The organism is Streptomyces sp. NPDC050504 (assembly GCF_044458065.1).
Classification (GTDB): domain Bacteria; phylum Actinomycetota; class Actinomycetes; order Streptomycetales; family Streptomycetaceae; genus Streptomyces.
Genome location: NZ_JBITHO010000001.1, coordinates 962,035 through 980,801, shown reverse-complemented (window position 1 = coordinate 980,801; position 18,767 = coordinate 962,035). Strand labels below are relative to the sequence as shown.

The window sequence follows — 18,767 nt, the reverse complement described above, 5'->3', positions numbered from 1 at the left end:
GCGTGGGGGCGTCCCTGACCGTCCACCGCTCACGAGGGGTGGCCCGGGGGCGCGTACGGCCAGGAATACCGGCCCTCTACACACGGACGGGCGATCGAGTGGGCTGTCCGCGAACAGAGCACAGAGCCGTTAACCGTCATCCATTTATGGCAATTATGTGATTTGTCAGATTTGTTCCCCCGAGAAGGGCTTCCCCCCACATGAAGCACCCACCCGGTCCAGGCCCGAGGCGCAGCTCGCGCTGGGCGGCGGCCGCCGCCCTCCTACTCGTCACTCCTTCCCTGGTCGGCGCCGCCCTGCCGAACGCTCCCGCCGCCAGGGCGGACGGCTCGGTCACCGTCACCGTCGTGCGCGACGTGGACTCCGACGGGAGCTGGACCCCGGCCCTGGAGGTCGGCGAGCGCGGCATTCCCGTCACCATCACCGACGCGTCGGGCAAGTCGGCCACCGTACCCACGGGGTCCGACGGCAAGGCCGTCTTCGACCCGGCGGCGCTGGGGCTGAGCGGTGGCCGCTACCGGGTCGAGGCCGCCATCCCGGCCGACCGGACCTACCTCCAGCCCGCGATGGCGGGCGGCCCCGCGCCGTCCCTGTCCTCGCTGGTGGAGTTCGTGGACGTCTCGGGCGGCCAGGACGCCGAGGTCCTGACGGGCGTGCACAACCCGGCCGACTACTGCGACGCCAACCCCGACCTGGCCACTCCCTGCTCCCGGCAGGACGCGGTGGGCACGGTCGGCACGAAGGCGCTGGTCTCGTGGCCGTACGACCGTACGGGCCAGGAGGAGAAGCCCAACGACGAGGCGACGTTCGAAAAGATCGGCTCCGCGTACGGCCTGGCGCACAAGCGGGACACCGACCAGCTGTTCGTCGGCGCGCTCACCAAGCGCCTCATCCCCTACGGCCCGGCCGGTCCCGGCGGCATCTACGTCGTGGACCGCAAGACCAAGCAGACGTCGCTGTTCACCACCGTCCCTGACGCCGGTGACGCCGTGCACGCCGCGGACCTGAAGCGCGACAGCATGGAGATCAACGACGCGGTGGGCAAGGAGGGCCTGGGCGACCTCGACATCTCCGAGGACGGCAAGACCCTGTACGCGGTCGGCCTCAAGGCCAAGTCCCTCTACGCGTACGACACCACCGCGGCCTCGCCCGCCCCGATCAAGCAGACCATCCCGATCCCCGACCCCGGCTGCCCCTCGGGCGCGGACGACTGGCGGCCCTACGGCCTGGGCATCCACGACGGCGCGATCTACGTCGGCGGCACGTGCAGCGCCGAGTCCACGCAGAAGCGCGAGGACCTGCGGGCGTACGTGCTGAAGCTGGAGGGCACCTCCTTCTCCACCGTGGTCAGCAACAACCTGGCCTACGAGCGCGGCATGGGCTACTCGTCGGTCAAGGGCGACACCCACTGGGAGCCCTGGCTCAAGACCTGGGACCCCTACGGCTGGTTCGTCCAGGCGAACTTCCCCGGACCGATGCTCTCCGACATCGTCTTCGACCGCGACGGGTCGATGGTGCTCGGCTTCCGCGACCGCCTCGGCGACCAGGCGGGCCACGAGGCCCTGGCACCCGAGGGCAGCACGGACACCGCCACCCGGTCGCTGTTCCCCGCGATGGGCGACATCACCCGCGTGTGCAAGACCGAAGGCGGCTGGGTGTGGGACAGCGAGTCCCCCGCGTGCCCGAGCCACTTCGTCAACGGCAGCCAGCCGCCCCAGCAGGACGACGTGCCGGAGTACTACCCCGCAGACTCCGTGATGGGCCAGCACGCCGAGTCCGTCATGGGCGGTCTCGCCTTCGCGCCGCGCTTCACCGACACCGCCGCGGTCATCGTGGACCCGCTGACGATCTTCAGCGGCGGCACCCGGAAGTTCAACAACCTCACGGGTGAGGGCTCGGGCGACTACGAGATCGACGGCGGCACCGGCTCGTTCGGCAAGGCCAACACGCTCGGCGACCTCACGCTCCTCTGCGACGAGGCGCCGATCCAGATCGGCAACCGCGTCTGGTACGACAGCGACAAGGACGGCGTCCAGGGCCCGGACGAGAAGCCCGTGCCGGGCGCGACGGTCAACCTCTACGACGAGAACGGCACCCTGGTCGCCACCACGACGACCACGGACCGCGGCGAGTACTACTTCGACAGCGTCAAGGACGGCCTGAAGCCGAACACGAAGTACGTCGTCAAGATCGACAACCCGGCGGACTACGCCGAGGGCGGCCCGCTCCACGAGTGGGTCGTCACCCAGAACGACGAGGGTGACAACGACTCCGTCGACAGCGACGGCAAGGTGCCGTCGGGCGGCACGTACCCCGAGCACTCCCTCACCACCGGCGCCGCCGGGCACAACGACCACACCTTCGACTTCGGGTTCATGCAGCCCGAGGGCGAGGTGCGGGTCCTGAAGACCGACGCGGACACCGGGGAGCCGCTGGCCGGCGCCGAGTTCCAGCTCTGGCGCGAGACCAACGGCACCGACGGCCTCCAGACCGACGGGGACACCCCGGACACGAAGGTCGGCGACGAGGTCACCAGCGGGGCCGACGGCCTGGCGAAGGTCGCCGAGCAGCCGCTGGGCTCGTACTACTGGCAGGAGACCAAGGCCCCCGCCGGATACACGCTGCCCGACCCCGCGGTCTTCGGGCCGCTGCAACTGACCGCGGACAACGCGGCCGACGGCGTGCAGATCACCGTCGAGGACCAGCCGGTGCCCGTCCCCGTGAAGGGCAGGGCGAGCGTGGTGAAGGTCGACGCCCAGACGAAGGAAACGCTGTCGGGCGCCGGCTTCCAGCTCTGGCACGAGACCAACGGCGAGGACGGCCTCCAGACCGAGGGCACGGCCGACACCGAGGTGGGCGCAGTCTGCACCACCGACAGCAAGGGCACCTGCACCCGCGACGACCTCGAACTGGGCACGTACTACTGGCAGGAGACCAAGGCCCCCGCCGGGTACACGCTGCCCGACCCCGCGGTCTTCGGCCCGCTGGAAGTGACCCGGGCGAACGCCGAGGCGGGCGTCACGGTCACCGTCGAGGACCAGCCGATGCCCCAGCAGGTGACCGGAAAGGCACGGGTCCTGAAGGTCGACGCCAAGACGGCGAAGGCGCTGCCCGGCGGCGTCTTCCAGCTCTGGCACGAGACCAACGGCAAGGACGGTCTCCAGACCTCGGGCACCCCGGACGCCAAGGTCGGCGCGGCCTGCACCACCGACAGCAAGGGCGTCTGCTCCCGCGACGGCCTGGTGCTCGGCACGTACTACTGGCAGGAGACCAAGGCCCCGGCCGGGTACGCGCTGCCCAAGCCGAACGTCTTCGGGCCGCTGGAGGTGACCCGGGCGAACGCCGAGGCGGGCGTCACGGTCACCGTCGCCAACCAGGCGGTCCCGCCGCGGCCGAAGCTCGGCAGGATCACCCTGGTCAAGAAGGACGCGAAGACGGGCAGGCCGCTGCCCGGCGCGGTCTTCGAGCTGTGGCAGGAGACCAACGGCCGCAAGGGCCTCCAGACCTCGGGCAGCAAGCCCGACCGTCGCACGGGGCCCGGTTGCGCGACCAACAGCCGGGGCACCTGCACGTACCAGAAGCTGCCGCTCGGCTCGTACTACCTGCGCGAGACCGGCGTGCCCGAGGGCTACGTGCTGCCGCGCAACCCGGTGAGCGGCCCGCACGCCGTGACCGCGAAGAACGCCGACCGCGGAGTGAAGGTCGTCCGCACCAACAAGAGGGGTGAGGAACCCAAGAAGAAGTAGCGAGAACCGCGACACGCGGAACGCGTCAAGCGGTCCGCGGCAGGCAAAAGGCCGGGGAGGTCCCAGTGGTACGGGGCCTCCCCGGCCCTTGCGCGTCCCGTGGACGTCAGTGCGCCGAGCCCGCCTTGAAGCCGCGCGGGACCAGGGCCACGACCAGCACCGTCACGACGGCGACGATGCCCACCGAGACGTACGCCGTCGTGGTGAGCGCGCCGTCGAAGGCGCCCCTGGCCCGGTCCATGAGCTGTTCGCCCCGGACTCCGCCGAGTTCCCCTGCCGCCTCGTGGGCGCCGCCGATCGAGTCGCGGGCGAGGTCGGGCGCGCCCGCCATGCGGCTCGCGTAGGCCGCGCCGTGGAGGGAGCCGAGCATGGCCACGCCCAGGCCGACGCCGAGTTCGTAGCTGGTCTCGGAGACCGCGCCCGCCTGGCCGGCGCGTTCGGCCGGGACGGCGGAGACCAGGGTGGCGGCGGACGCGGTGATGGCCAGCCCGTCGCCGAACCCGAGGGAGACGAGGACCACGGCCACGTACGGATAGCCGGTCGGCTCCGGGGACAGCGCGAGGACCAGGAAGCCCGTGAGCAGCCCGGTGAGTCCGAGCGCCATCACGGCGCGCACCCCGACGCGCTCCATCAGGCGCGGGGCGAGCAGCGATCCCGCGAGGGTGGCGAGCGCGGCGGGCAGGGTGCGCAGCCCCGCTTCGAAGGGCGAGTAGCCGTGCACGTACTGGAGCCACAGGGAGATCAGGAACAGGGCGGCGCCGATGGCGAGCATGGCCATGAGGGTCGACAGCGCGGCGGCGGTGAACGCGCGCTTCGCGAAGAGCCTGACGTCCAGGAGCGGATCGGGGAGGGCGAGCTGGCGCCGGGCGAAGAGGGCGAGCACGACGACGCCCAGGAGGAGGACCAGCACGTCGGACGCGGCGAGGCTGCCCTTGGCCACGTGCTTGATGCCCCAGGCGAGGGCCACGACGCCGACGACGGAGAGCACGGCGCTCGGCCAGTCCAGTGGGCCGTGTCCCGCGTCCTTGAACTCGGGGAGCATCCGGACGGCGGCGACGACCGTGACGAGGACGACGGGGACGTTGACCCAGAAGGCGGCCGACCAGCCGTGCGCCCCGACGAGCGCGCCGCCGACCAGCGGCCCGACCGCGGCGCCCGCCCCGGCGACCGCGGCCCAGATGCCGATGGCCAGGGTGCGTTCCCTCGGGTCCTCGAAGATGTTCCTGATGAGGGAGAGCGTGCTGGGCATCACCATGGCCCCGCCGATGCCCAGGAGCACCCGCCCGGCGATCAGCTGTCCCGGCGTCCCCGCGGTCGCGGCCACCACGGACGCGACGCCGAAGAGCAGGAAACCGGCCACGAACAGGCGCTTGCGCCCGTAGCGGTCGCTGACGGCGCCGGTCGCGACGAGCAGGCCGCCCAGGACGAGGCCGTAGACGTCGATGATCCAGAGCTGTGCCAGGGAGCTGGGGCGCATGTCGTCGATGAGGGACGGCAGGGCGACGTTGAGGATCGTGGCGTCCATGGCGACCAGCAGCAGGCTGGAGCAGAGCACGGCGAGCATCGCCCAGCGGCTGCCCCCGGCCGGGGAGGCACCGCCCGGGGCCGGGGCCGAAGGATGGATGTCGTGCGGCACGGAGCACCTCCGCCTGGTCGTATGGAGCTTTGTCGCCCATCTATCTACGACTGCGCGGCTTCGGCATGCGTACGGCGCATTCGGGTGACGCGGGACCGGCGCACCACTCCCCCAGAAGGGCTCTTTGTATACCAACAGAAGATCCGGGTGAATAATGGCTGCGAAAATTCCCCACTCGATCAAGTTTTGGTATACGACTCTAGGAGTCGTTCGAGAGCCCAGGAGGAGACCGCCCGCATGAACCGTCAGGACCCGTCGACACCCGCCGCGCCCCGCACCACCGTCTTCCGCCACGTCCGCCCCCTGGGCGGCGCTCCCGTCGACCTGGTCGTCGTCGACGGGGTGATCGCGCGCGATCCGGCCGCCGCGGCGCACGCGGCGGCCGACGTGGAGAGCGTGGACTGCGGGGGCAGGCTCGCGCTGCCCACCCTCGTGGACGCGCACATCCACCCCGACAAGACCTCCTGGGGCGAGGCCTGGCACTCGCGGCGGCCCGCGCCCGGCGGCATCGCCGATTACGTGGCGCAGGACGTCGAGCTGAACCGGAGCCTGCCGACCCCGGTCGCCGAGCGGGCCCTGCGGCTGCTCTCGCACGCGGCGGCGCTCGGCACGCGCGGTGTGCGCGCCCAGGTCGACGTGGCCCCCGCGTACGGCCTGGAGGGCCTGGAGGGCGTACGGGCCGCGGGCAAGAGCCTGGCGGGCGTGGCCGACGTCCAGGTCGTCGCCTTCCCGCAGCACGGCGTGCGGCGCGCGCCGGGCACGGCGGAGCTGCTGGAGGAGGCGGCGCGGACCGGGCTGATCGACTTCGTCGGCGGCATCGACCCGATGGGCTTCGACAGCGCGTCCGACGACCCGACGAGCCAGCTCGACACCGTCTTCGGCATCGCGGAGCGGCACCGGGTCGGCGTCGACGTCCACCTCCACGACCAGGGCGAGCGGGGGCTCGCGCCGCTCAGGGAGATCGTCGCGCGCACCCGGGCGCTGGACATGGGCGGCCGGGTGACGGTCAGCCACGCGTTCTGCGTGCCCGGCACCGAGGGCGCCGAATTCGACAGGATCGCCGACGAACTCGGGGAGGCCGGGGTGTCCCTGACGACGGTCGCGCCCGACACCACCCGCGTACTCCCCCTCGCGCGGCTGCGGCGGCACGGGGTGCGCGTCGGCATCGGCTCGGACGGCGTGCGCGACGCGTGGAGCCCGTACGGCAACGCCGACATGCTCCACCGCGCCCATCTGCTCGGCTTCTGCCTGAACGCCCGCCTCGACGAGGAGCTGGAGGACTGCTACCTGACGGCGGCCCACGACGGCGCGGCGCTGCTCGGTCTCCCGCCCGCCGACTTCTCCCCCGGCGCGCCCGCGGACTTCCTGCTGGTGGACGCCGAGTGCCTGGCCCAGGTCGTCGTCGACATGCCGCGGCGCGACCTGGTCGTACGGGCGGGTCGGGTCGTCGCGCGGGACGGGCGGCTCGTCGGCGCGTGACGGACGGTTCCCGGACGCGTGGCGGGCGGTTCTCTGACGCGTGACGGGCGGCTCTCGCACGCATGGCGGGCGGTTCTCTGGCGCGTGGCGGTGGAGCGGGGCGGGGTCCCGGCGGCGGCGCGGGTGCTAGTCGGTCCGCCGGGCCGCCAGCGACCGCAGCGCCGCCGCCCTGCTGTCCCGTACGTGGATCAGCGTCGCCGCGCCCGCCGTGTCCGCGTCGCCCGCCGCGACGTCGGCGTACATCCTGCGGTGCTGCTCGCGCATCTGCGCCGGCTCGGCGTTCAGCCCGAACAGCAGCCGCAGCTGCCAGTTGAGCTGGTCCATCGTGCGTGCCAGGAGCGGATTGCCGCCGAGGGCCACGACCTCGTCGTGGAACTCGGAGTTGGCGCTCGCCTCCGCCTCCGCGTCCCCCCGCGCGGCCGCCTCGTCGGCGCGCGCGAGCGCGGCCCGCAGCCGCGACAGGCCCTCGGGCTCGTCCGGCGCGCACGCCGCGACCCGGTCGGCCGCGAGCCGCGACGCCTGTACGGCGAGGGGTTCCCACACCTCGTACAGGTGCTCCACGTCGGCGCGCGCCAGGCGTCGCACCCGCGCGCCGCTGTGCGGCAGCATCTCCAGGAGGCCGTCGGCCGCGAGCGCGCGCAGCGCCTCGCGCACGGGCACGCGGGACATGGCCAGTTCCTCGGCGACCTCGCGCTCGATCAGCCGGGAGCCCTGCGGGTAGCGGCCGGTGGCGATGCGCTCGCGGACCGCGTCGCGCGCCCGCTCGCTCAGGGGCGTCCGGCCGGGGGTGTCCGTCACGTGTGCTGCTGCCTCTCGGGCCTGTGGTGCGGGTGCCCCGTCACGATACGTTCCCGGCGCGGCTCAGCCGAGCCACTCGCCGTCCCGCATGAGGTCGCGGCCCGTCAGCTCGTTCGCCTCCCGCCACGCCTGGACGCGCCGCGGGCGGATCCGGAAGTACTGGTAGCGCCCGCCGAGTTCACGCGGATCGAAGCCGGTCCTGGCCGCGAACGCGGCCGCGCCGTCGCCCAGTTGCCCCACGTCGACCGGCTCCGCGGTGCCGTCCACGAGGACGACGTCGCGCGTCGGCCCGAAGCTGAGGCGCACCCGGCCGTCCGCCAGCAGGTTGCGGCCGGTGATCGAGGTGCGGGGCGTCGAGACGAGGATCGTGGTCCCGTCCCAGAGGTAGGAGAGCGGGACGAGGTGCGCGCCTTCGGTGGCGCTCGACGTCGCGACCCAGAGGTCGACGTCGTTCTCCAGCCTCGCGCGGGTGTCCCGCAGTCGCTCCTCGATCCCGCGCGGCGGCGCGTCCGTCATGCTGTCTCCCCGGTTCGTCGTGCGGGCGCCCTGCTCGTGTGCTGACGCTCTGCTCGTGTGCGGATGCTCTGCTCGTGTGCGGATGCTCTGCTCGTGTGCGGTGTCCCAGGCGTGCGGAGCCCTCCTCCCCTGCGGAAGGGCTCCGTGAAGATCTCCGTGCGAGAACTCCGTGCGAGGACTCCGCGGGACGACGCGTCAGGCCGCGGCGGCCAGGGGCGCGGCCTCCCAGGCGAACCCGTCCGGGTCGGTGAAGGGCTCGGCGCCGCCGATCGTGATCCGGTGCGACCCGGTCCCCTCGGGCGGGACGCCCGCGTCCTTGGCGAGGGCGCGGCGCCGGTACAGCGCGAGCTTGACGGGGCCGTCCCCCGCCTCGAACTCCGTGTACACGCGGCCGAAGGTCTTCGCCACCTTCAGGCCCTGCCCGGTGTAGAACCGCCTGCTCGCGGCGACGTCCGCGACGCCCAGCAGGAGGACGACCGAGTCGATGGCGCGCGTGGCGGGCCCGGTGTCCTTCTTCGCCGAGGTGGCGATCTTCCAGATGGCCCCGTCCGGTGCCCGTACGACACCGCCGTAGCCCCACATGGACTTGGTGACGGGCTTCAGCGAGGTGGCGCCCGCTTCGAGCGCGGCGCCGACGAGCGCGTGCACGTCGGCGGGCTGGGCCACCGTGAGCGACAGCGTGTACCCGCGGAAGCCGGTCGACGGCTCCTGCGAGGCCCGCAGCCGCAGCTGTGCGGCGTCGAGCCCGAAGGCGGTGCTGTAGAACCGCTGGGCGGCCGCGGTGTCGGCCACGTCGAGGGTGATGGTCGCGGGGGCGTTGAACGCGTTGTTCTCCATGTCCCTCACGCTAGTTGGGCCCCGGTGACCAGCGCTTCTCCGAAACTGATCGGTGTCGTCGCCGGTACCGGACAGGCCCTGGCGGGCACGCGGCGGAGCGCCGGTCAGGGCGGTGAAGCGGGTGACGAAGATGCCCGGCGTCGGGCAGCCGACCGCGCGCCGGACCTCCTCCGTTCCGAGGTCGCCGCTGCGCAGCAGCGCGGCGGCGTGTTCGACGCGGCGCGCCGTCACGTAGGCGTACGGCGACTTGCCGTACGCGAGCCGGAACGCTCGGCTGAGGTGCCCGGGGGCCATGTTCGCGCCCCGGGCGAGTTCCTCCACGTCCAGCGGTCGCGCGTACTCGCGGTCGATCCGGTCGCGGACGCGGCGCAGTCCTGCGAGGTCGCTCAGGCGCTGGGCCTCGGCGCGGGCGCGCGCCCATCCGGGACGGCACATGACGAAATTCCCCCTCCTCGGCTCAACGGCCTCTCGGTTCAGCGGACTTCCTGGATGCGGACCATGTTCCCCGCCGGGTCGCGGAAGGCGCAGTCGCGGACCCCGTACGGCTGCTGCGTCGGTTCCTGGACGACTTCCGCCTCGGTGGCCTGGACCCGTTCGAAGACGCCGTCGAGGTCCGGGGTGGCCAGCAGGATCCATCCGTACGTGCCCTTGGCCATCATCTCGGCGATGGTGCGGCGCTCGTCCTCGGTGATGCCGGGGTCGGCTGCGGGCGGTGCGAGGAGGATGGAGGTGCCGGGCTGGCCGACGGGGCCGACCGTGATCCAGCGCATCCTGCCCTGGCCGACGTCGCTGCGGACCTCGAAGCCGAGCACGTCCCGGTAGAACACCAGCGACGCGTCCGGGTCGTCGTGGGGAAGGGCGCTCGTGTGAATGGTGATGTCCATGACGATCATGCTAGGTCCCGCGCGTCGGACCGCGCTTCTCGAATCCTGACCTGTCGCCGCCTGCCCCGTCGCCGCCTGCGCCCTGCCGTCCGGTCGCGGCTCTCCGTGCCGAACTGCGAGGATGGCTCCATGGCGCGCACGTTCGAAGAGCTGGTCACGGAGGCGGAGACCGTTCCGGTCGCGGGCTGGGACTTCTCCTGGCTGGCGGGGCGGGCCACCGAGCAGCGCCCCTCCTGGGGCTACCAGCGGCTGATGGGCGAGCGGCTGGCGCTGGCGTCGGCCGCGCTGGACGTGCAGACGGGCGGCGGCGAGGTGCTGGCCGGGGCGCCGAAGCTGCCCCCGCTGACCGTGGCGACGGAGTCGTGGCCGCCGAACGTCGCCAGGGCCACGCGGCTGCTGCACCCGCTGGGCACCGTGGTGGTCGCCGATCCCGACGAGCCGCCGCTGCCGTTCGGCGACGCGGCGTTCGACCTCGTGACCAGCCGCCATCCGGTGACGGTGTGGTGGGCGGAGATCGCCAGGGTGCTCCGGCCCGGCGGCACCTACCTCTCCCAACAGGTCGGCCCGGCCAGCGTCTTCGAGCTCGTCGAGTACTTCCTGGGCCCGCAGCCGGAGGAAGTGCGCCGCGCGCGGCACCCCGACGACGCCCGGCGCGCCGCCACCGAGGCCGGTCTCGACGTCGTCGACCTGCGCGCGGAGTCCCTGCGCACCGAGTTCTTCGACGTCGGCGCGGTGATCTACTTCCTGCGCAAGGTGATCTGGATGGTGCCGGGCTTCACCGTGGACGAGTACCGGGAGCGGCTGCGGGAGTTGCACGGGCGCATCGAACGCGAGGGGCCGTTCGTCGCACGGACGACGCGGTTCCTGATCGAGGCCCGCAAGCCGCTCTGAGCCCGGGGCGTCCGTGGGGACACCCGCATGGAGCAGCGCTCCGGGGTGTCGTCCGGCCGGGGACGGCCCGGGGGCAAGCATGATGGGCCGAAGTGCCGGAAGTCATGTGAAATCACCGAAAGGCTCGTGCTCCGCAATGATGCGTTCCCGTGTCGCCCTCGCCGCGCTCGCCCTCGCGGCGTGCGGCGCCCTCACCACCACCGTCCCGGCCGTCGCGGCCGAGGAGCCCACGCAGTGCGCGTGCGAGGCCGAGGCCGCGAAGTACCAGGCGCTCCGGGGCGAGCCGTACGCCGACCACCCGTCCTCGTACGCACCCAAGCGCGTGTACCACGTCGGGGACATGCTGACCACCGACCTCGTCCACGACCGCCTCAACATCGCGCTCGACGACCACGACCGCATCGAGCGCGCGAGCTGCGGCTGACCCGGGCGCGCGGGACGCCGGGCGGCCGGTACGACGCCGGGCGGGACGTACGGCACCGGGGGCCCGGCGGACCGTGAGGTCCACCGGGCCCCCGGGCCGGGTCACTTGCCCCAGTAGGCGTTGCGTATCGTCTGGCTGAGCGTGTTGCCCCGCTTGTCGACGAGGTCGGCGCGCAGCGAGAGCGCCCGCCCGGCCTTCGGGTTGACGACGTACACGGCGCCCTTCACCACGGGCGCGGGCAGCCAGGTCCTGTTGTCGTAACTCACGCGGACCCGGAGCGACTTGAGGTTGCCCCCGGCCGCCGTTCCCTTGACCTCGACCGGAATCCGGGCGACGGCGCCGGCCTTGGCCGTGCTGTCGAGGGCGAGCTTCGGCTCGAAGCGGACGACGGAGAAGGGCAGCCACTCGAACGCGGTACTGCCCGACGTGAAGCCCCAGGTGGCCGAGACCTCGGTGGGCCTGGTGGCGGACGCGGTGCGCGAGGTCTTCACGGCCAGCTCGAACTTCCCCTTCTCTGCGGGCACCTTGAAGCCGGTGAGGCAGTTCAGGAGTCCGCCGTCCGGCGGGACCGCGACGCCGTTCCTGGTCAGGGTCGTGGTGGTGAGGTCCGGCGCCGAATCGCCCCACATCAGGCTCCGGTTGCCCGCGCCGTCGAGGAGCAGGTCCGTGCAGGGCACGATCGTGTCGCCGCGGCGCGCGATCCCGTAGCCCTCGCCCGCGTCGGGGCCGTAGACCCCGATGCCCAGGTCGTGCCGGTAGGTCCCGCCCGCCCGGTAGCGGACCGACCGCTGCGCCTGGTGGCTGAGTTCGACGGGCTCGTCGGCCCCGTTCCGCTGGATCTCCTCCAGCCGCCACGGGGTGTTCGCGGTCAGGAACACCTTCGGTGCGGCGGGCAGGGGACGGGCGTCGGCGAAGGTGACGAGGGGGACGCCGCCACCGAGGTCGGCGTGGGCCAGGAGGCCGCCGGCCTTCCCCGGCAGCTGGGCCCCGAGCCGGACGTTCACCTCGGCGAAGTCGCCCCGCTCGGCACGCCGGACGAAGCCGGTCGCCAGGCGCTTGGTCACGCCGCCGTAGGCGTGGCGGTACTCCGTGCCGCCGTTGGTCTCGACCGCGTCGAACCCCTGGAACAGCGTGCCGGGGGACGAGAAGTCCGGGCCCAGCTGGGCGAACCGGATGTCGGCGTGGTTCGGGCCACCCGTGCTGACCATGAATCCGTCGCCGTCAGGCAAGGCCAGTTCCACGGTCGTGGAGCCGAACTCCGTCTTCGCCGCCGGATCGGGGCCCGTGATGTCGAGCGGCCTCGCCGTACGCGCGTCGAGGGTGATCGACGTGTCCCCCTTCACCTCGAAGTGCGGCGCGGCGACGTGGGCGCTCCGGTCGGCCGAGAAGATCAGCGATTCGACGAAGTAGAGGCCCTTGGGCACCCGCACGGTGTAGCTGCCGTCGGGGGCGTACGCCGCCCGGTTGCCGCCTCCCGCCTCCGCGAGCGCGCCCGTGCCCGGGTCCGGGTTCGTGCCCGGGTTCGTGCCCGTGTCCGGGTTCGTGCCCGTGCCCGGGTTCGCGCCCGTGCCGCCGAGCCGGTACACGCCCGGCCAGTAGTCCGGCGCGGGCTTGCCGTCCTCCCCGATGTGGTCGACCTTCAGGTCGTACAGCTCGGCCTCGCGCACCACCGCGGCGGCCGTGCGCACGGTGTGGCCGCCGCCGGTCGCGGTGACGAGCGCGCTGTGGGCGCCGAACACCGCGCCGCCGGGGCGGGTGTCCGCCGTCAGTTCGACGGCGGCCGTGCCGCCCGCGGGGACGGTGACCCGCTCGGCGGAGAGGGCGAACATGCCGACGGGCGCGGGCCCGCCGTCGGGGCCCGTGCCGGTCGCCCTCAGGTCGAGGGTGACCGGGGCGGTGCCCAGGTTGCGGTACGTGAGCTTCCTGGTCTCGGGCCTGTCGTCGTCGTGCGGATACGCCTGCGTCGCGAAGCCGATCGCCGTGGGCTCGGCGACGACCGTCTGCGTCAGCGCGGCGGCGACGTCGACCCGGCCGCCGCCGTCGGCGAACGCGCCCGCCCTGCCGGGCTCCGCGCTCGCGATCAGCGCCGCCTTGAGTTCCCGCCGCGTCCACGTCGGGTGCCGCTGCTTGAGCAGGGCCGCGGCGCCCGCGGCGTGCGGGGCCGCCATCGACGTGCCAGAGATGGAGAGGTAGCCGGGCGGGCCCTCGCCGAACTCCCTGGCGAGCACGCTGCCGGGCGCCGCGGAGGCCGCCGTGATGTCGACGCCGGGCGCCGTGAGATCGGGCTTCGGCGTGCCGCCGCCGACCCTCGGGCCCCGGCTGGAGAAGTCCGCGATCGCGTCGGCGCCGTCGACCGCGCCCACGGTGAGCGCGGCGTCCGCGCTGCCGGGCGAAGCGATGGCGCCTTGCCGCGCGCCCGAGTTTCCGGCGGACACCGCGAAGAGGATGCCGCGTTCGGCGGACAGCCGGTCGATGACCGCTTCGAGCGGGTCGGTGTCCGGGGTGTCGGGGGCGCCCAGGCTGAGGTTGACGATGTCGGCCCCCTGCTCGGCCGCCCACTCGATCCCGGCGAGTATCCCCGAGTCGGAGCCGACCCCGTTGTCGTTCAGGACCTTGCCGTCGAGGATGCGGGCGCCGGGCGCGACGCCCTTGTAGGTGCCCTTCGAGCCCTCGCCCGTACCGGCCACGATCGACGCCACGTGCGTGCCGTGGCCGTTGCGGTCCTGGAGGTCGGCGGCCGACGAGAAGTTCCGCTCCGCCTCCTGGCGCCCCTTCAGCTCGGGGTGGTTCTCCTCGACCCCCGTGTCGAGTACGGCGACGCGCACGCCCTTGCCGTCGAAGCCCTTCGCCCAGGCGGCCGGGGCGCCGATCTGCGGGACGCTCTTGTCGAGGCTGGCCCTGCGGACGCCGTCGAGCCAGACCCTGGCGAGCCCGGGGGCGGCCGAGCGCCCCGCGTCGCCGGTCGCGGGCGCCTTCGTCAGGGCCCTCCACACGGCGCCGACGGACGCGTCGGGGACCGTGACCGCCTCGGCTCCGATGCTCGGGAAGGCGTGGCGCACGGTGACGTCGCCGTCCGTCCGCAGTTCGCTCTTGAGCGCGGCGGTGGCGGGTGCGGAGGCGGCCCCGTACGCCACGATCAGCGGCAGCCCGCCACCGGTCTTCGCGCTCCGCGCCTGCCCCTGCTCCTGCCCCGGCCACTGCGCCTGTCGCCGTGTCTGTTCCTGCGCCCCGAGCAGCTCCGCGACGTCGAACAGCCTGCTGTCGACCCGGCCCGACCTGAGCAACTGCCGGGCGTCCCCGGGGACGACGAGGGTGCGACCGCCCTCGCGCTCCACGCGGAAGGGGATGTGTCCACGGCCCTCGCCCCGGACGATCCCGACGACCCTGCCCCGTGCGTCCACGCTCACCGCGTCACCGGTGAGCAGTCCGATCGTGTGCGCCGGCGCCCCGCCCGGCCCCGCCTGCCCCGCCCGCCCCGCGGTCGGCACGACGGTCCCTTCGGGGCCCGGCGCCCCGTACGCCGGCCAGGCGATCGCCGGGCCCGCGGCGAGCGCCAGCGCCGCCGCCGCGGCGAGCGCGCCGCGTCCTCTGCTTCTCTGGTGCAACTCTGCTCCTCTACGAGGTCGTTGTGCACACCTGGGAACCGACAGGTCCCACTGGGCAGACGAACCACACGGAGCGGAGCGTTTCCTACCGCGCCCGGATCGGGGCGAATGCGTCCTGAGTCGTACGGTGGGCGGCGCAAAGACGCCCTGCCGCCGCCGACCCGTTTCCCGGGGCGGCGCCCGCGCTCCCGGGCGCCCGGCTACGCCCCGCCCGCGCTCCGGTCCGCGAGCGCCCGCTCCAGCGCCGCGCGGCCCGCCGGGCCCCAGGTGACCTTGCCGCCCGGCAGGCCGCGTTCCCCGGCCAGTCCGATGCCGATGAGCCCGAGCGCGCGCAGCACCGCCCAGCCGCGTGCGCGCCGGACGGTGGCCGGGTCCACGGCCGCGCCCGTGGCCGCCGCGTACCCGGCGAAGAAGCGGTCGGCCGCTCCCGCAGGCAGGAGCAGCCAGGCCGCGGAGAGGTCCGTGGCGGGGTCGCCCGCGCACAGCTCCCCGAAGTCGAGGACGCCCGCGAGGGTGCCGTCGGCGGTGACCGCGTTCGCCGGGTGCAGGTCGCCGTGGAGCCACAGCGACGGTCCGTGCCACTCGGGCGCGGCGACGGCATCGGCCCAGGTCTTCCGGGCCCCGGCGGCGAGGCCGGTGCCTTCGAGGAGCTCGCTCTGCCTGCCGGGTCCGTCCGCGAACGCCCTCAGGGGGACGCCCCGGTCCGGATTGGCCGGAGCCCCGTCGGGAGCCGCGCGGTGGAGCGCTCCGAGGAAGCCCGCGAGGGCGTCGGCCGCGTGCTCGCCCCTGGTGACGGGGGCCCGGTCGGCGGGTTCGCCCGGGACCCAGACCGCGACCGTCCAGGTGCCGGGGAAGAGGGCGGACGGCTCACCGATCCGTACGGGAGTCGGGACGGGCAGCGGGAGGCGCGGGGCGAGGGCGGGCAGCCAGCGGAACTCCTTGCGCAGCAGCGCGGGCGCCCGTTCCGTGCGCGGCATGCGTACGGCCAGGTCGTCGCCCAGGCGCCAGAGCCTGTTGTCCCAGCCGCCGGCCACCTCGCGCAGGTCGAGCCCCGCCAGGTCGGGGTGCTGTTCGTGCAGCAGGGCGCGGACCAGTGCCCCGTCGATCGCGGTGTCGGTCACGCCCCGCCGTCCTGTCCGACGTGGGAGTCGTCCTGTCCGACGTGGGCACGGAGCGTCGCGGCGAAGTCCTCCGCGCGGGCCAGCTGGACGCGCAGCCGGTCCACCTGCTCGGCTGCGGCCCGCTCGTAGGTCCGTACGCGCTCCAGCAGCGCTTCGCGCTCGGCGGAGGCGAGCCGGGACCCGTCCGCCGCCCCTCTCCCGGCCGCCGCGTCGAGGCGGTCCGTGGCGTCGAGCAGGTCGCGCATCTGTTCCAGGGTGAACCCGAGCGGCTTCATGCGACGGATCACCATGAGCCGCTGGACGTCGGTCTCGGTGTAGAGGCGGAAGCCGCCCTGGGAGCGGGCGGAGGGGGCGACCAGGCCCGTCTCCTCGTAGTGCCGGATGGTGCGCAGGGACAGCTCGGTCCGCGCGGCGACCTCGCCGATCTGCATGTGCTTCTCGTTCACGCCCGTGTTCCCGGCCCTCTCGTAACTCCCGCACCGCTTCGATACCTACCCTAACGTCAGGGTAGAGTTGCCCGGTCGGGCCCGACGGCGTTCCCGCCCGCCCGGCGCGGTGCCCCCGCCCCGGGAGGCGCGCCCCACACCATCTGCCGTACGCCCCCGCCTGCCACCGGGGCGTGCCCGAGCACGACAGGTCTCCGCTCCCTTGTCTCCTTCCGTCTCCGCCGCGCGGCTGCGCGGCCTGAAGCCCGACTGGCTGTCCGACCCCCGGGTCTGGCGCACCGAGGTCCTGGCCGGGCTGGTCGTCGCGCTCGCCCTGATCCCCGAGGCGATCTCGTTCTCCGTGATCGCCGGGGTCGATCCGGCGGTCGGGCTGTTCTCCTCGTTCACGATGGCGGTCACGGTCGCTGTGTTCGGCGGCCGCAGGGCGATGATCTCGGCGGCGACCGGCGCCGTGGCCCTGGTCATCGCGCCCCTCAACCGCGAGCACGGCCTGGGGTACCTGGTCGCCGCCGTCGTCCTGGCCGGTGTCATACAGGTGGCCCTCGGGGTGCTCGGGGTGGCGCGGCTGATGCGGTTCATCCCGCGCAGCGTGATGGTCGGCTTCGTGAACTCGCTGTCCATCCTGGTCGTCGTGGGGCAGGTGCCGGAGCTCCGGAGCGTGCCGTGGGCGGTGTATCCGCTGGTCGCAGCGGGCGTCGCGCTCCTGATGCTGCTCCCGAGGGTCCTCCCGTCCGTCCCCGCCCCGCTGGTGTCGATCGTGCTCCTGACCGTGGTCACGGTCACGGCGGGGATCTCCGTGCCGACGGTCGGCGACAAGGGGGCGCTGCCCTCGTCGCTGCCCGTGCCGGGCCTGCCCGACGTGCCGTTCACCCTGGACACGCTGCGGATCATCGCCCCGTACGCCTTCGCGATGGCGCTGGTGGGGCTGATGGAGTCGCTGATGACGGCGAAGCTCGTCGACGACATCACCGACACCCGCTCCGACAAGACCCGGGAGTCGGTCGGCCAGGGCATCGCCAACGTGGTGACCGGGTTCTTCGGCGGCATGGGCGGCTGCGCCATGATCGGTCAGACGATGGTCAACGTGAAGGTGTCGGGGGCCAGGACGCGGCTGTCGACGTTCCTGGCCGGGGCCTTCCTGATGGTCCTGTGCATCGTGTTCGGGCCGCTGGTGTCCGAGATCCCGATGGCCGCGCTGGTGGCCGTGATGCTCGTGGTGTCGTTCACGACCTTCGACTGGCACGCCGTCGCGCCGAAGACGCTCAAGCGGATGCCGGTCGGGGAGACCACGGTCATGGTGATCACCGTGGTGGTCGTCGTGGCGACGCACAACCTCGCCATCGGGGTCGTGGTCGGCTGCGTCGCGGCGATGGTCGTCTTCGCCAGGCGCGTGGCGCACTTCGCGGACGTGACGGCCGCGCCGGGACCCGACGGCACGTCGGTGGTCTACCGGGTCACCGGAGAGCTGTTCTTCGCCTCGTCGAACGACCTCATCGGCCGGTTCGACTACGCGGGCGACCCGGAGAAGGTGGTCATCGACCTGTCGGCGACGCACATCTGGGACGCGTCGTCCGTCGCGACGCTGGACGCCGTCGAGAGCAAGTACCGGCAGCGCGGCAAGACCGTTGAGATCGTCGGTCTCAACGACCCCAGTTCGGCACTGCGCGACAGGCTCAGCGCACGCGACTGAGGCGGCGGACCCGCCCGGCCCGCACCCGCCCGCACCCGCCCGGCCCGCACCCGGCCGATCCTCACCCGCCCGTTCCTCACCCGCCCGGTGTCAGCGCTTCCTCCAGCGCTCGCGGCAGCGGATAGGGCCGCTCCGGGGGCAGCAGCCGCTGGGCCTTGGCGGCGCCTCCCGTCCGCATCAGCGCCGCCGCTCTGTGGACCTGGGGCGTGACGTCGGTGAGACCGGTGATCCACTCGTCGGTGAACGTACGGATCAGTCGGCGGCCGATGCCGACCTGGATGCTGTAGTGGTTCAGCGCGGCTCCGCGCGCGGAGCGCTCCGGGTCCCACTGGACGTGCACGTCGGCCCGCGCCAGCGCCGCCGGGTCCCCGGTCGTCAACACCGCGCGGGACAGCGCCTCCTCCCAGCCCTCCCGTGTGATCCGCACCGCCAGGACGCGCTCCTGACCCGGCTTGCGGGCCCAGTTGCTGCGGTGCATCAGCCACAGGTACGACGGCTTGATCCACGTCATGCGGTGGAACGAGAACGGCGCGACGAACCGGCCGGCGGCCAGTGCCGCGTCCGCGATGACGGGCGCGTACGCCTGGTAGACGACGATCGTACGGGCGTCGTGGTCGGCACGGATCCGGTACTGGGAGGACATGGCACGCCACCCTGCCACCGGGTCCGCCGCGCCCGCGAACCAATATCCGCG

At 73.3% G+C, this 18,767-nt stretch carries 14 protein-coding genes and 1 pseudogene; 5 read left to right on the top strand and 10 right to left on the bottom strand.

Annotation, left to right across the window (positions count from 1 at the left end; all coding sequences use genetic code 11):
- Positions 1–200: 200 nt before the first annotated feature.
- The gene (locus tag ACIBNE_RS04050; RefSeq protein ID WP_399269219.1) at positions 201–3,746 is read left to right on the top strand and encodes a collagen binding domain-containing protein; all 3,546 of its coding nucleotides are present in this window, start codon (positions 201–203) and stop codon (positions 3,744–3,746) included.
- A 106-nt stretch (positions 3,747–3,852) separates the two neighbouring features.
- Here the strand turns inward: ACIBNE_RS04050 and ACIBNE_RS04045 are convergent, their stop codons facing one another.
- The gene (locus ACIBNE_RS04045) at positions 3,853–5,382 is read right to left on the bottom strand and encodes an MFS transporter (protein ID WP_399269216.1); all 1,530 of its coding nucleotides are present in this window, start codon (positions 5,380–5,382) and stop codon (positions 3,853–3,855) included.
- Between the two features lie 237 nt (positions 5,383–5,619).
- On the opposite strand from ACIBNE_RS04045, the gene ACIBNE_RS04040 reads away from it, so the two are divergent.
- Positions 5,620–6,861 (top strand): amidohydrolase, encoded by a 1,242-nt coding sequence (locus ACIBNE_RS04040; RefSeq protein ID WP_399269214.1) that lies wholly within the window; start codon positions 5,620–5,622, stop codon positions 6,859–6,861.
- A 126-nt stretch (positions 6,862–6,987) separates the two neighbouring features.
- On the opposite strand, the gene ACIBNE_RS04035 is transcribed toward ACIBNE_RS04040, so the two are convergent.
- The 5 genes and pseudogenes from ACIBNE_RS04035 to ACIBNE_RS04015 form a co-directional block, all read right to left on the bottom strand.
- Positions 6,988–7,659, bottom strand: a complete 672-nt coding sequence (locus ACIBNE_RS04035) for a GntR family transcriptional regulator (RefSeq protein ID WP_399269212.1) — start codon at positions 7,657–7,659, stop codon at positions 6,988–6,990.
- A 63-nt stretch (positions 7,660–7,722) separates the two neighbouring features.
- On the bottom strand, positions 7,723–8,175 hold the full coding sequence (locus ACIBNE_RS04030; RefSeq protein WP_399269210.1) for a pyridoxamine 5'-phosphate oxidase family protein: 453 nt from the start codon (positions 8,173–8,175) through the stop codon (positions 7,723–7,725).
- A 195-nt stretch (positions 8,176–8,370) separates the two neighbouring features.
- Complete coding sequence (locus ACIBNE_RS04025; protein WP_399270070.1) at positions 8,371–9,012, bottom strand: VOC family protein; 642 nt, start codon at positions 9,010–9,012, stop codon at positions 8,371–8,373.
- 144 nt (positions 9,013–9,156) lie between these two features.
- Positions 9,157–9,306, bottom strand: a pseudogene (locus tag ACIBNE_RS04020) (helix-turn-helix domain-containing protein); the annotation flags it as partial.
- A gap of 179 nt (positions 9,307–9,485) precedes the next feature.
- Positions 9,486–9,896: a VOC family protein gene (locus tag ACIBNE_RS04015; RefSeq protein WP_399269208.1), complete on the bottom strand. Its 411-nt coding sequence runs from the start codon at positions 9,894–9,896 to the stop codon at positions 9,486–9,488.
- Positions 9,897–10,025: 129 nt separating this feature from the next.
- On the opposite strand from ACIBNE_RS04015, the gene ACIBNE_RS04010 reads away from it, so the two are divergent.
- On the top strand, positions 10,026–10,787 hold the full coding sequence (locus ACIBNE_RS04010) for a class I SAM-dependent methyltransferase (protein WP_399269206.1): 762 nt from the start codon (positions 10,026–10,028) through the stop codon (positions 10,785–10,787).
- Between the two features lie 136 nt (positions 10,788–10,923).
- The gene (locus ACIBNE_RS04005) at positions 10,924–11,211 is read left to right on the top strand and encodes an I78 family peptidase inhibitor (RefSeq protein ID WP_399269204.1); all 288 of its coding nucleotides are present in this window, start codon (positions 10,924–10,926) and stop codon (positions 11,209–11,211) included.
- Positions 11,212–11,312: 101 nt separating this feature from the next.
- On the opposite strand, the gene ACIBNE_RS04000 is transcribed toward ACIBNE_RS04005, so the two are convergent.
- The 3 genes from ACIBNE_RS04000 to ACIBNE_RS03990 all read right to left on the bottom strand — a co-directional run bounded on the left by ACIBNE_RS04000 (position 11,313) and on the right by ACIBNE_RS03990 (position 16,368).
- A complete protein-coding gene (locus ACIBNE_RS04000; protein ID WP_399269202.1) occupies positions 11,313–14,816 on the bottom strand; it encodes a S8 family peptidase in 3,504 nt (1,167 codons plus the stop codon).
- A 200-nt stretch (positions 14,817–15,016) separates the two neighbouring features.
- Positions 15,017–15,937 carry an aminoglycoside phosphotransferase family protein gene (locus tag ACIBNE_RS03995; RefSeq protein ID WP_399269200.1) on the bottom strand — a complete coding sequence of 307 codons (921 nt, stop codon included), beginning with the start codon at positions 15,935–15,937 and terminating at the stop codon, positions 15,017–15,019.
- The gene (locus ACIBNE_RS03990) at positions 15,934–16,368 is read right to left on the bottom strand and encodes a MerR family transcriptional regulator (protein WP_399270068.1); all 435 of its coding nucleotides are present in this window, start codon (positions 16,366–16,368) and stop codon (positions 15,934–15,936) included. Before ACIBNE_RS03990 ends, ACIBNE_RS03995 begins: the two co-directional genes overlap by 4 nt.
- Before the next feature lie 217 nt (positions 16,369–16,585).
- Between ACIBNE_RS03990 and ACIBNE_RS03985 the strand changes: the two genes are divergently transcribed.
- A complete protein-coding gene (locus ACIBNE_RS03985; RefSeq protein ID WP_399269198.1) occupies positions 16,586–18,073 on the top strand; it encodes a SulP family inorganic anion transporter in 1,488 nt (495 codons plus the stop codon).
- Positions 18,074–18,149: 76 nt separating this feature from the next.
- On the opposite strand, the gene ACIBNE_RS03980 is transcribed toward ACIBNE_RS03985, so the two are convergent.
- A complete protein-coding gene (locus ACIBNE_RS03980) occupies positions 18,150–18,716 on the bottom strand; it encodes a DUF4291 domain-containing protein (RefSeq protein ID WP_399269196.1) in 567 nt (188 codons plus the stop codon).
- Between the last annotated feature and the right edge of the window lie 51 nt (positions 18,717–18,767).